A 12,109-nucleotide genomic window follows, 5' to 3' on the forward strand; every position below is an offset into this window, starting at 1 on the left:
GTGGCAGATTCCCGCAGGCCCGTCTGGGCGTCGCCAACCATCTTCGTGCTGCTGGTGGCCATGCCCATCCTGGAGGTCTGGGTTCTGCTGCAGGTGGGGCGGGCGATCGGCGGGCTGCCCACCATCGCCATCCTGGTCCTGGAGGCTGTGCTCGGTGCGTGGCTCATGCGTCGCGAGGGCGCTCGGACGATCACGGCGCTCAAGCAAACCCTGCGGGCAGGAAGGATGCCCACCAGTGAGCTCAGCGACGCGGTGCTCGTACTGGTCGGCGGACTGTTGCTGATGCTGCCGGGATTCGTGACCGACGTGGGTGGTTTCGTCCTGCTGCTTCCCTGGACGCGGCCCTTGGCTCGGCGTCTGCTGGATCGCTGGGCGGCAGCGAAGCTCGAACGGCAGGGCATCGCGATGGATCTGCTGAGGGCTCGAACGGATCCGCGGATGACCATCGACGGTGAGGTGATCCCGGGCCATGTCGTGGACGCCGAGGAATCGACCCATGCCCGGAACGCATCGACGGGGGAGGGCTCTCGTCGCGATGACGGGCCCGAGCCGCCGGCCATTTCCGGCACGGTTCTCTAGCCAACCTCCTTGGCCGCAGCCTCGTCCACGGGTGCCGCAACGTGTCAGGAGGCCGGGACCCCCGTGAGGGGTCCCGGCCTCCTGTTCGTCACACTGGTGCTTGGTGGTGCTGCGCAGCTCGCTGGTGTCACTGGTCCTTGCGGAGCAGTTCGAGCCGCTCCTCGAGCAGGACTTCCAGTTCCTTGATGCTGCGGCGCTCGCGCAGCATGTCCCAGTGGGTGCGCGCTGGCTTGGTCACCTTCTCCTCCGGCTGGGTGCCGTCGCTGCGTAGGCTGTTGCTGCCACAGCGAGGGCATTCCCACTCGGCGGGAAGTTCCGCCTCCATCGCAAAGGTGACGTCGAAGTGGTGGTCATTGGCGCAGTCGAAACCGACGGTCTGCCGTGCGGCGAACTCGATCCCTTCCTCGTCCTCGAAGCTCTTCGCTCCAAGGCCCATGCCCCTCAGTGCCCGGTCTGCCATGGTCCGCTCCTCCTTGTCGCCCCCGAACTTCTTGTCCTGGCGAAATTCGTGTCCCGGTGACCCGGGTGGTCCATCCTCTGGTCAACGTCTGGGACGTGTGATTTGTTCCCCGTCGCTCGCGGCGGGGTGGTGCCACAGGTCCCGCTCGACCAGAACGTCCTTGAGGACGTCGGCGGCATCGGTCACGATGCCGTCGACTCCGAGATCGATCAGCCGATGCATGTGTGCGGCATCATTGATGGTCCACACGTGCACCACCTTGCCACGTCTGTGGGCCGCGTCAAGGAGCCAGGGCGTCAGCAGATGCACCCGGCGTCCAGCCACCACGTGGTCCTCCGGCATCTGGAAGGCGAGTCCCGGGCTGGCCAGCAGCTGGGGGAGCAACGGCACCCGGGCAGTCCAGGCCACCCCGACGGGTCCCACCGACGTGGCGACGTGTCCCCGGGTGAGCCTGCGAAAACGTTGCAGGCTGTTCTGGTTGAAGGACCCGACGCAGACCCGGTCCTGGGCCCCGTGCCGGCGAAGGCACGCGACGAGGGGATCGATCGCGGACGGGCTCTTGATGTCGATGTTCAGGAAGCTGTCGGGGAAGGCGTCGACAACCTCGTCCAGGGTGGGGATCTGGTCCTGGCCCGCGATCCGGGCCTCGCGGACCTGCTCCAGCGTCAGGTCACGGATCCGGCCGCTGGAATCGGTGACACGGTCCAGTTCTGGATCGTGGAAGGCCACGAGCTCCCCGTCCGCGGTCGCGTGGACGTCGGTCTCCAAATGGGTGTAGCCCAGCGCCACCGCCTGACCGAAGGCATGCAGTGTGTTCTCCCGGCCGACATTTCCCGGCAAGAGCGAACCACCGCGATGGGCGAGCGCCGTGAAGGTCTGGCTGAAATAGGGGTGGTTGTGGGCCAGCATGCGTAGAGCCTAGCCACCCCGGGGTCCTGCGGAGGGGATCGGTCAGCGCTGGACCCAGGGCAATCGCTCGAGCTGGGTGGCGATGCCGTCGGGGACCCAGTCTGGTAGGCCGAACCACACCGCGATGCCGTACCAGGTGACCAGGATTGCGATCACGCAGACGAGCCCCAGCCCTCTCTTCCACGGCAGGGGCAGCGCCTGGAAGCGATCGAAGAAGGACTTGAACCAGAGCATCACCCGGTGTGCCCAGGCGAACTCGCTGGAGAGAACCACCAGACCCAGCATGAACAGTGGGATGCCGCCCGGTCCCGGAAGCCATCCCGTCAGGGCAGCGCCCAGCATCATGAGGCCGCCCACCAAGCCCACTCCCAGTCGGTACCAGAACAGCGAGACGGGATTGGCGCGGATTCTGGCTCGCCATGCCCAGCGGTCCCTGGGCCAGTCATCCGCCAGGTCCTGGAGGGGTTCGAAACTGGAATCCAGGTCCACGGGGACCGCGTCGCCCGGGCTGCCCAGGGGCAGCTCCGAGCTCCTCGGATCGTCGTGGTCGGCGTGCATGCCACCAGAGTGCCAGAGCGTCCGGCCGCGCCCAACCGACCGTGGTCGGGTCCTTCATGCGCCCACGGTCGTGCCCCGGGTCCGGTGCCCATCCGGTGGTTGGAGGCGCGCGGGAACCTGCAGGGGTGGCAGTATGAGCGAATGACCACCATCTTGTCGATCCAGTCGGCCGTTGCCTACGGCCATGCAGGTAACTCCGCCGCCGTCTTTCCCCTGCAGCGGCTCGGGGTGGAGGTGTGGCCCGTTCTCACCGTGACCTTCAGCAATCACACCGGCTACGGCGCGTGGCGCGGCCCCCTGGTGGCCGCCGACGACGTGCGTGAAGTGGTGCTGGGCATCGAAGACCGTCAGGTGCTGGACCAGGCAGACGCGTTGCTGACGGGTTACCAGGGCAGTGCGGACATGGGGGCAGTGATCCTGGAGGCCGCCGAGCTCGTGAAGCGGCGCAATCCCAACGCGATCTACTGCTGCGACCCCGTCATGGGCGACGTGGGGCGGGGCTTCTACTGTCTTCCCGGGATCCCCGAGTTCATGCGCGACGAGGTGCTGCCCCGCGCCGATGTGATCACGCCGAACCTGTTCGAGCTGGAATTCCTGACCGGCCGGCAGACGCATTCAGTGGCCGACGTGGTGGCCAGCGCGCGCGGGGTGATCGAACGCGGCCCCAGCACGGTACTGGTGACCTCGGTGACCGGCGAGGGTGAGGCTCCCGATGTGGTGCGGATGGTGGCCGTGACGGACGATGGTGCCTGGCAGGTGGAGACCCCGATGATCGAGCGCACCTTCACCGGTTCGGGCGATCTCACCACCGCCATGTTCCTGGCGCACCTGCTGGAGTCGGGATCGGCACAACAGGCTCTGGGCGCCACCGCGTCGATCGTCTACTCGGTCCTGCGCACCACCGCTGACCTGGAGCGCAAGGAACTGGCCCTGATCCAGGCGCAGGCCAACGTGAACAATCCTGAATACGTGTTCACCGCAAGTCGCATTGACTGAGCGCGCACAGGCTTCGGCCAGCTGGCGCGGGCACGCGGTTCTCCAGGTGCCCGTGCCGGCGCTGGAGGGCTTCGTGCGTTCCCGGACGCAGCACCATGACCCGGGATTCCTGGGGCAGCCCGGGCCAGCGGGTGAGCCCTTCGTGCACGCCCATGTGACGCTGCTCGCACCGTTCGACTCGCTGCCGGATGAGGTGGCGGTCACCCAGGTGCTGGCCAGGCACCGCGCCTTCGACTACGTCCTTCGTCGGCTTGCTGTCTTCGGCAATGGCATCATCCACGCCCGCCCGGAACCGGAGGACCACTTCCGTCGCCTCACGGCAGACCTGCGCACAGCCTTCCCGGGCGTCCTGCCGTATCGGGGTCTCCACCCAGTGGCGCCGCACGTCACGCTGGAGGCCCAAGCTCCGGGCGTCGATCTGCCAACTGTCCGGCAATGGACGAGCCGGGTGCTGCCCGCCCGGACCAGGGCCGAGGCCGTGGACCTCGTCTGGTACGAGTCAGGAAGCACCCGGCTCCTGCGTCGGTGGCGCCTGGACGGCGTCAGCTGAGCAAACTCACTCGTGGAAGACCTCGATGTGCGCCCCCAGCTTGTTCAGACGCATTGGCAGGTCCTCGTAGCCACGGTTGATGACGTAGACGTCGCGTAGCACTGTCTCGCCGCGGGCGGCCAGTGCGGCGAGCAGCAGGCAGACCGCGGGACGAAGGGCCGGCGGGCAGACCAGGTCACGGCCCCGCCAGCGGGTGGGGCCGGCCACGATCAGGCGGTGGGGATCGAGCAGCTGCACATTGGCACCGAGCTTGTTCAGCTCCAGCAGGTGGATCGCGCGGTTCTCGTAGACCCAGTCGTGCACCATCGTCGAGCCCTCGGCGACGGCCGCGATGACCGCGAAGAAGGGCAGGTTGTCGATGTTCAGGCCGGGGAAGGGGAGCGGGTGGATCTTGTCCTGGGCTGCCTTGAGCTTCGACGGGTGGACGGTGATGTCCACCAGCCGGGTGAACTGGTTGCGGCTGGCGTACTCGTCGCTCAGGGTGTAGCGCAGGCCCATCTCCTCCAGGACCGCCAGTTCGATCTCCAGGAACTCGATCGGGCAACGGGTGATGGTGAGCTCGCTGTCGGTGACGATCGCCGCGGTCAGCAGGCTCATGGCCTCGATGGGGTCCTCGCTGATGTCGTACTCGACGTCGACGTTGATCTCCTCGACGCCCGTCACGCGCAGCGTGGTGGTTCCGATGCCTTCGATCTGGACACCCAGCATCTGCAGGAAGACGCAGACATCCTGGACCATGTAGTTCGGCGACGCATTGCGCAGCACGGTGACGCCCGGCGTCTGGGCTGCAGCCAGCAGCGCATTCTCCGTCACCGTGTCACCGCGCTCGGTGAGGGTGATGTGACGAACATCCTTGCGACGGGTGGCATCGGTGTGGGCCTGGTAGTAGCCCTCGGTGGCCTCCACCTCGAGCCCGAAGGGCCGCAGCACCTGCAGGTGGGGTTCGATCGTGCGGGCGCCCAGGTTGCAGCCGCCGGCATAGGGCAGCTGGAAGTCCGGGTACTGGTGGAGCAGGGGCCCCAGGAACATGATGATGCTGCGCGTGCGTCGGGCAGCCTCGACGTCCATGGCCGCCAGGTCGAGTTCCGCGGGGCGGCGCAGGGTGAGATCGGTGTGTGCGTCATTCCAGGTGGCCTCGACGCCGATGCTGGTGAGCACCTCCAACAGGCGGTTGACCTCCTCGATGCGCGCGATGCCGCGCAGCACGGTGCGGCCGCGGTTGATCAGGCTGCCACACAGCAGCGCCACGGCGGCATTCTTGCTGGAGCGCACCTCGATGGAGCCGCTGAGCTTCTCGCCGCCCTTGATGCGGAAGTTCATGGTGCCGCTGGTGGCCGGCGTGATCAGGGGCGATTCGAGGGCCTCGGCGATCCGGTTGATCATCTCGAGGCTCAGGTTCTGGTTGCCGGCCTCGATGCGATGGACGGCGCTCTGCGAGGTGTTCAACACGTCGGCGAGCTGGTTCTGGGTCAGACCACGCTGCTTGCGTGCGTCCCGGATCAGTCGGCCGATGGAGGCAGGAGTCGTTTCAGTCACGCTCTTCAGGGTAACTCACACCTGAGATATTGCCACTTTGTCCACACTTTCATGGTGAAATATTATGGTCATCATGGAATTGGGGATGCGTTGCCGGGCGGGCAGCTCCCAGGGGCTCGTTTGCCCTAGAGTGGAACCATGAGCTCTCACTTTGACGTCGTCGTCCTCGGCGCGGGCCCCGGTGGCTACGTTGCCGCCATTCGCGCCGCCCAGCTGGGCAAGAAGGTTGCCATCATCGAGAAGGAGTACTGGGGCGGTGTCTGCCTCAATGTGGGCTGCATCCCCACCAAGTCGCTCCTGCGCAATGCGGAGATCGTGCACCTCGTGACCAAGGAGGCCGGCACCTTCGGTCTGTCCGGCGAGATGACCGCGGACTACGGCAAGGCCTTCAGTCGTTCGCGCCAGGTCAGTGACCGCATGGTCAAGGGCATCCACTTCCTCATGAAGAAGAACAAGATCCAGGAGATCTCCGGCTGGGGAACCTTCGTCGACGCCAAGAAGATCAGCGTCGCCAAGGAGGACGGCAGCACGGAGGAGGTCACCTTCGACGCCTGCATCATTGCCGTGGGTGCCACCACCAAGCTGCTGCCGGGCACCGAGGTCAGCAAGAATGTCGTCACCTACAAGGAGCAGATCCTCGCCGAGGAGCTCCCCAAGAGCATCATCATCGGTGGTTCGGGCGCCATCGGCACTGAGTTCGCCTATGTCCTGAACTCCTACGGCGTGGACGTGACCATCGTCGAGTACGCCGACCGGATGGTCCCGGCCGAGGACAAGGACATCTCGGCAGAGCTCGCGAAGCAGTACAAGAAGCTCGGCATCAAGGTGCTCACCAGCACTGGTGTCCAGGGCGTCGAGGACACCGGTGACGGTGTCAAGGTCACCGTTGCCCCGGCCAAGGGCGGCGACTCGCAGGTCCTCGAGGCCGACAAGTTCCTGCAGGCGATGGGCTTCGCGCCTCGCACCGACGGTTATGGCCTGGACAAGACTGGCGTCGAGCTGACCGATCGCGGCGCCATCGCCGTGGACGACTACCTGCGCACGAATGTCGACGGCATCTACGCGATCGGTGACGTGACCGGCAAGATGATGCTGGCGCACGTGGCCGAGGCCCAGGGCGTCGTGGCCTCCGAGACCATCGCTGGAGCCGAGACCTACCCCGTGAACTACGACTTCATCCCGCGGGCCACCTACTGCCAGCCGCAGGTGGGCTCCATGGGCTACTCCGAGCAGCAGGCCAAGGACAAGGGCTATGAGGTCAAGGTGGGCAAGTTCCCCTTCAGCGCCAATGGCAAGGCTTGGGGCCTGGGCGAGGGCGTCGGTTTCGTGAAGATCGTCGCGGACGCCAAGACCAACGAGATCCTCGGCGCCCACATGATTGGCCCGGAGGTGACCGAGCTCCTGCCGGAGCTGGTCCTGGCCCAGCAGTGGGACCTGCGCGCCGACGAGATCGGCCGCACCGTGCACGCCCACCCGACCCTGTCCGAGGCCATCAAGGAGGCCGCGGAGGGTGTCGTTGGCCACATGATCAACTTCTGATCCGACGGCTTCACTCCACGACGGCTTCGGCTGGCGTTCTGGGCAAGGGCCCCGCGCCGTGTGAACTGGTCCCCAGTGCACACGGCGCGGGGCCCTTGCCCGTGCAGGGGAAAGCAGTGTTGAACGTGGTGAATTTCCGCTAACGTCAACGCATGCCTTCCCGCAGCACTCGCACCGCCACGGTCACCGCTCTGCTCGCCCTGTCCCTGATGGCTTCGGCCTGCGGCACAGGGGAGTCGTCCGACCAGGCCGCCAGTACGGCCCCCTCGTCGCAGGGGCTGGATCAGACGGCAGCCCCGAGCCCGACGCCGACGCCCACCCCGGCACCGGAACTGCCGCGCGGTGGGCGCAGCATCTTTCCGGAGCACCGACTGTTCGGGTACTCGGGAGCTCCCGGTGCGCCAGGGCAGGGACGGCTGGGCATCGGGGAGCTGGACGATCGCATGGTGGAGATGGAGAAGCGCGCGCAGCCCTATGCCAAGGGACGCACCATCATGCCGGTGATGGAGCTGATCGCCACCACCGTGCAGCCCAAGCCGGGCAAGGACGGCATGTTCCGATCGCATGTGGACGATGCCGTGATCGAGGAATGGCTCGCGGTGGCCCGCAAGCACCGGGCCATGCTGCTGCTCAACATCCAGCCCGGCCGCAGCAGCTTCCCCACGGAGATCAAGGTCTACGAGAAGTGGCTGAAGGAGCCCGACGTCGGCCTGGCGTTGGACCCGGAATGGCGGATGGGTCCCGATGAGATCCCCATGAAGACCTTCGGTCATGTCTCGGCCGCGGAGCTCAATGAGTGTGCGCAGTGGGTCTCCCAACTCGTCGCGCAGCACAATCTGCCGGAGAAGGTCCTGCTGTACCACCAGCTGAACGAGGGTGTGGTGGGCAATGAGCCCAGCTTGAAGGCAGCCAAGGGGGTGGTGCTGATCAAGTCCGTCGACGGAATCGGTTCCCCCGGGGCCAAGACCGAAACGTGGAAGCGCGTCGTGGCGAAGAAGCCCCGTCATGTCCATCCCGGCTTCAAGCTCTTCTATGAAGAGGACGTCGCCACTGGCGGGCGCCTCATGACGCCCGCAGAGGTGATGGCCCTGGTTCCCCAACCGGAGTACGTGCTGTTCGAGTGACGGTTCGCGCAGAGCCGAGCGGCTGCCACAGTCCGTGATCGGGCGGGTGCGGGACCGTAGGCTGGCCTCCATGACCGTCTTCCACCTCACCGGGGATCCGGAGGCTGATTCGCTTTTGGCCCGCGACGACAATGCCCTGCTCGCAGGGATGTGTCTGGACCAGCAGATCCCGATGGAGAAGGCCTTCTCCGGGCCTGCGGTGATTGCCCGGCGCATGGGCGGCCAGTTCGATGTGAGTGCCATTGCCGCACTGCCCGTGGATGACTTCGTGGCCATCTGTGCCCAGAAGCCTGCGGTGCACCGCTTCCCGGGCTCCATGGGCAAGCGCCTGCACCAGCTGTGCGTGGTGCTCGTCGACGAGTACGACGGACAGGCATCGGAGATCTGGGGCAGCGGCACGGGGCGTGAGGTGCTGGCACGGGTGGAGAAGCTGCCGGGTTTCGGCGAGCAGAAGGCACGGATCTTCCTCGCCCTTCTCGGCAAGCGTCGGGGGCTTGAAGCGCCGGGCTGGCGGGAGGCGGCTGGCGACTATGGGCAGGACGGATACCGGTCGGTGGCAGACATCGTCGATGCGGACAGTCTGCGTCTGGTGCGTGAGGCCAAGAAGGCAGCCAAGGCGGCGACGAGGCAGGGCGCGTGACTGCTCCCGACGCGTTCTCGGAGCCCGGCCAGCCGGAGATCCCCAGGCGTCGTCTGGTGGTGGCGGGAGCCATCGTCGGGCCTGACGGCCGGGTCCTGGCCGCGCGCCGGGTCGATGTCACTGGTTCCGGTCATGGGTCGCGGTGGGAGTTCCCCGGTGGAAAGGTCGAGTCCGGGGAGTCGCCGCGGGAGGCTCTGGTACGGGAGCTGTTCGAGGAACTGGCCGTCGATGCGGTCGTGGGAGCTGAGTTGGTGCACCCCGCGGGGGCCTGGCCCATCAACGAGTCCCTCGAGATGCGCGTCTTCGTGTGCCGACTGACAGACGCGTCCAGCGGGCCCACCATGGGACACAGCCACGACGAGGTGCGCTGGTGCACCCCGTCCGAGCTGCTGCGGGTCGACTGGCTGCCGGCCGATGTCCCGGTGGCTCGTGAACTGGCGTCTCCCGGGACACTCGACGATCTGCTGGGCCGGGCGCATCCCGGTACGGAGCAGGCGTCTTCGCTGGCCCCGGCCGACCGGCGGCGCCAAGAGTCGCCGTCGCCGAGTGACGTGCCACGCTGCCCGGTGCTGATCGCCAATCCTGTCGCGCCGGGCCATGAGCAACTCGTGTCACTGCTGGAGCGGGAGGCTCGCACCCACGGCTGGCCGACGCCACGACTGCTGCTGACCACCGCGGACGACTTCGGTGGCGGACAGGCGACGCAGGCACTGGCGTGGAAATCTGACCTGGTCATCGTCGCTGGCGGGGACGGCACCGTTCGTCGTGTCGCCGACGTGCTGCGCGGAACCAGAGTGCCACTGGCCGTCGTGCCCTGCGGCACCGCCAATATCTTCGCCCGCAATCTGGGGCTCCGCCGTAGGCACCTGCAGCGGGCCGTGGAGACCATCTTCAACGGCCACGATGTTGCGATTGACGTCGGCGTGGCCCAAGTGCGGTTGGCGTCAACGAGTCAGTTCGGTGGTGAACAGGTCTTCCTGGTCCTGGCCGGGATGGGGCATGACGCTGCAACCGTCGCGGGGACCAGACATGGTTTGAAGCGACGTCTGCACTGGCTCGCCTACTTCGAGTCCGGGGCTCGTCACCTGCTCGCCAGACCGCTGCGGATGACCGTCTCCGTCGACGGGGGCGATGCCCATGAGTCCACCGTGTGGAGTCTGTTGGTGGGCAATGTGGGGCGCATTCCGATGGGGATCCAGGTCTTCCCAGGAGCAGACCTGCAGGACGGCCACTTGCACACCCTGTTGGCCCACGTCGAACACTGGTGGCAGTGGAGCAGCGTCGCGGCTGCTGCGCTCGCACCACACAAGAAGTTCAGAACGCTGGAACGCGGAGTCGCCGTCACCTTGCACGCCACGCCCCGGACGCCGCTGGAGGTGCAGCTCGACGGCGATGTGGAGGGCCCCGTGACGCAGGCCCACTTCCGGGTGGAGCCCGGTGCGCTGTTGGTGCGCGTACCCCGGAGCAGCCATTTCCGCGAGTCGGCTCCGAACAGCCCGTCCCCAACGCCTGTCCCAGACCAGTCCCCGAGAACGAGGAGTCTCCCATGACCGCCGCACTCGAAGTGATCGACCACCTGCTGGCACGCCCAACCGGACGTCAGGAGGAAGAACAGTTGCTCGACCTGGTGGCAGGTCTGAGCAGTGACGAACTGAACGAGCTCTTGACCGATGAACGTGCTGACCGACTGCTTGACGCCACGGACAATCACTGGTTCTCGGCGCGAAACCATGACGCACTGGTGGAGCTGGTGGCGGTTCGACGCGCGCACGAGCTCGACCTGCACGCCAGGGCGAACCTGATCTATGGCCTGCAGAAGGGTTTCACCTCTGCCGCTGACGAGGCCGCGGTGGGTGACCTCTTCTGCGCGGTCACCGGGGAGGAGCTCACCCACTTCAAGAACATCATCAACCTGCGCAATGACCACCATGATCTCGAGGCTCTGGTCTTCACCGATCTGGAGTCCGAATCAGTTCGCGAGCGAATTCTTTCCCACATCGAGGAACAGGCACGGGGTCTCAGCCTCGACGAGTCCAAGATCCTCTCCGACATCGACGACACGGTCTTCTGCAAGCTGCACGACGACCGTTTTCCTGATGGCACGGTCTACCCGGGTGTGCTCGCTTTCCAGGAGGCCCTGGATCGTGGCCCCTCCGATGACCCGCGCAGTCTTGGGGACCTCACCTTTGTCACGGCACGGCCCATGGACTTCTTCGGTCTGCTGGAGAACCACTCCCGCGAGAGTCTCAAGAAGGCGGGGGTCGCCGATCTGTCCGTGATGTCTGGCAGCCTTGCGCATCTCTTGGGCCATGACGCGATGGCGAGCAAGAAGATTGAGAACGTCCAGCACTATGTCCAGCTCTACCCGGAGTACCGGATCGTCTTCGTGGGTGATTCCGGGCAGGGGGATGTCCATGTGGGGGAGCGACTGTGGGAGCTCTTCCCCCATCAGGTGGCCGGCGTCTTCATCCATGACGTGACCGGGATCGATGCGCAGCGGCGCGCGGCTCACGCCGAGCACCGGATCTGTGTCTTCGACACCTATGTCGGTGCCGCGGCGAGGGCCTTGCAGCTGGGGCTGTTGAGCACGGCAGGACTGCGTCAGGTGATCGAGGAGTCACTGGAGGAGTTCGACACCATCACGTGGAGCGACGAAGCCCAGCCCGACCGTGTTCGCGAGCTCCTGGACAGGGACATGGCCGCCGCTCGACGACTTCTGTGACTTCGAGGCGTGGGGGCTGCCCGGGGGTGGGCCGCCACGACCTGTCTGTTGGCGCGCGCCCCTCACGGATCCGGGGTTGGTACTTCGGCGAAGTTGTGTGTATGCTGATCCAGCTCACTCGGCAGGACATGGTCCAGACGAGAGCATTCAGGCCACGACGGGCCACCCCTCCACACTGATGAAGTGGTGCTCGTCGACGCCTGAATTGGATCGATGAGGTTGATTTGAGATCAACGTCGAAATGATCTAGAGTTTCACGAGTTGCAGAAATGCAGCGAAGGAATCGAATAGCAATAGCCATTCAATTCCAACCGAAAGAATTCGGATTTGACCGGGTTCAGCAACTTCGGTAAGGTTGGTCGAGTCGCCCCAAGCGGATCTCTTTGGAGGGATGTGCGGGTCGCGCCCGGATCTTGAGAACTCAACAGCGTGTCTAAAGTCAATGCCTATTTTTACCCGTGGCCATTGATGTGAATCTCTTTGTGGGGTTTGTGTT

Annotated in this window: 12 protein-coding genes; 8 read left to right on the top strand and 4 right to left on the bottom strand. The window is 65.8% G+C overall.

Annotated elements, in window-relative coordinates; all coding sequences use genetic code 11:
* Complete coding sequence (locus ACTQ49_RS13700) at nt 1-579, top strand: FxsA family protein (protein WP_441828397.1); 579 nt, start codon at nt 1-3, stop codon at nt 577-579.
* A 127-nt stretch (nt 580-706) separates the two neighbouring features.
* Here the strand turns inward: ACTQ49_RS13700 and ACTQ49_RS13705 are convergent, their stop codons facing one another.
* From ACTQ49_RS13705 to ACTQ49_RS13715, 3 genes are all read right to left on the bottom strand, one after another.
* Nucleotides 707-1,039, bottom strand: coding sequence for an RNA polymerase-binding protein RbpA (locus ACTQ49_RS13705; RefSeq protein ID WP_441828398.1), 333 nt, complete (start codon nt 1,037-1,039; stop codon nt 707-709).
* 81 nt (nt 1,040-1,120) lie between these two features.
* Nucleotides 1,121-1,948 carry a glycerophosphodiester phosphodiesterase gene (locus ACTQ49_RS13710; protein ID WP_441828399.1) on the bottom strand — a complete coding sequence of 276 codons (828 nt, stop codon included), beginning with the start codon at nt 1,946-1,948 and terminating at the stop codon, nt 1,121-1,123.
* A 42-nt stretch (nt 1,949-1,990) separates the two neighbouring features.
* Nucleotides 1,991-2,506: a PGPGW domain-containing protein gene (locus ACTQ49_RS13715; RefSeq protein ID WP_441828400.1), complete on the bottom strand. Its 516-nt coding sequence runs from the start codon at nt 2,504-2,506 to the stop codon at nt 1,991-1,993.
* 141 nt (nt 2,507-2,647) lie between these two features.
* Here ACTQ49_RS13715 and pdxY point away from each other — a divergent pair, with 141 nt between their 5' ends.
* Nucleotides 2,648-3,502, top strand: coding sequence for a pyridoxal kinase PdxY (pdxY, locus tag ACTQ49_RS13720; protein WP_441828401.1), 855 nt, complete (start codon nt 2,648-2,650; stop codon nt 3,500-3,502).
* Entirely contained in the window at nt 3,495-4,052 is a 558-nt protein-coding gene (locus tag ACTQ49_RS13725) for a 2'-5' RNA ligase family protein (RefSeq protein WP_441828402.1), read from the top strand. Before pdxY ends, ACTQ49_RS13725 begins: the two co-directional genes overlap by 8 nt.
* A 6-nt stretch (nt 4,053-4,058) precedes the next feature.
* Here the strand turns inward: ACTQ49_RS13725 and ACTQ49_RS13730 are convergent, their stop codons facing one another.
* On the bottom strand, nt 4,059-5,588 hold the full coding sequence (locus ACTQ49_RS13730; RefSeq protein WP_441828403.1) for a helix-turn-helix domain-containing protein: 1,530 nt from the start codon (nt 5,586-5,588) through the stop codon (nt 4,059-4,061).
* 138 nt (nt 5,589-5,726) lie between these two features.
* Between ACTQ49_RS13730 and lpdA the strand changes: the two genes are divergently transcribed.
* The 5 genes from lpdA to ACTQ49_RS13755 all read left to right on the top strand — a co-directional run bounded on the left by lpdA (nt 5,727) and on the right by ACTQ49_RS13755 (nt 11,613).
* Nucleotides 5,727-7,127, top strand: coding sequence for a dihydrolipoyl dehydrogenase (gene lpdA / locus ACTQ49_RS13735; protein ID WP_441828404.1), 1,401 nt, complete (start codon nt 5,727-5,729; stop codon nt 7,125-7,127).
* Between the two features lie 152 nt (nt 7,128-7,279).
* A complete protein-coding gene (locus tag ACTQ49_RS13740; RefSeq protein WP_441828405.1) occupies nt 7,280-8,251 on the top strand; it encodes a hypothetical protein in 972 nt (323 codons plus the stop codon).
* 70 nt (nt 8,252-8,321) lie between these two features.
* Nucleotides 8,322-8,891, top strand: coding sequence for an HhH-GPD-type base excision DNA repair protein (locus ACTQ49_RS13745; protein WP_441828406.1), 570 nt, complete (start codon nt 8,322-8,324; stop codon nt 8,889-8,891).
* Nucleotides 8,888-10,441 carry a diacylglycerol kinase family protein gene (locus ACTQ49_RS13750; protein ID WP_441828407.1) on the top strand — a complete coding sequence of 518 codons (1,554 nt, stop codon included), beginning with the start codon at nt 8,888-8,890 and terminating at the stop codon, nt 10,439-10,441. The genes ACTQ49_RS13745 and ACTQ49_RS13750 overlap by 4 nt, the downstream gene beginning before the upstream one ends.
* Nucleotides 10,438-11,613 (top strand): phosphatase domain-containing protein, encoded by a 1,176-nt coding sequence (locus tag ACTQ49_RS13755; protein WP_441828408.1) that lies wholly within the window; start codon nt 10,438-10,440, stop codon nt 11,611-11,613. The genes ACTQ49_RS13750 and ACTQ49_RS13755 overlap by 4 nt, the downstream gene beginning before the upstream one ends.
* Nucleotides 11,614-12,109 lie beyond the last annotated feature (496 nt).

The sequence above is a fragment of the Luteococcus sp. Sow4_B9 genome, assembly GCF_052116585.1.
GTDB lineage: Bacteria > Actinomycetota > Actinomycetes > Propionibacteriales > Propionibacteriaceae > Luteococcus.

Excerpts from the sequence above, each read along its gene's own strand:
- ACTQ49_RS13705 (WP_441828398.1), bottom strand. The coding sequence starts at position 1,039 with ATGGCAGACCGGGCACTGAGGGGCATGGGCCTTGGAGCGAAGAGCTTC.
- ACTQ49_RS13710 (WP_441828399.1), bottom strand. The coding sequence starts at position 1,948 with ATGCTGGCCCACAACCACCCCTATTTCAGCCAGACCTTCACGGCGCTC.
- ACTQ49_RS13715 (WP_441828400.1), bottom strand. The coding sequence starts at position 2,506 with ATGCACGCCGACCACGACGATCCGAGGAGCTCGGAGCTGCCCCTGGGC.
- pdxY (WP_441828401.1), top strand. The coding sequence starts at position 2,648 with ATGACCACCATCTTGTCGATCCAGTCGGCCGTTGCCTACGGCCATGCA.
- lpdA (WP_441828404.1), top strand. The coding sequence starts at position 5,727 with ATGAGCTCTCACTTTGACGTCGTCGTCCTCGGCGCGGGCCCCGGTGGC.
- ACTQ49_RS13740 (WP_441828405.1), top strand. The coding sequence starts at position 7,280 with ATGCCTTCCCGCAGCACTCGCACCGCCACGGTCACCGCTCTGCTCGCC.
- ACTQ49_RS13745 (WP_441828406.1), top strand. The coding sequence starts at position 8,322 with ATGACCGTCTTCCACCTCACCGGGGATCCGGAGGCTGATTCGCTTTTG.
- ACTQ49_RS13755 (WP_441828408.1), top strand. The coding sequence starts at position 10,438 with ATGACCGCCGCACTCGAAGTGATCGACCACCTGCTGGCACGCCCAACC.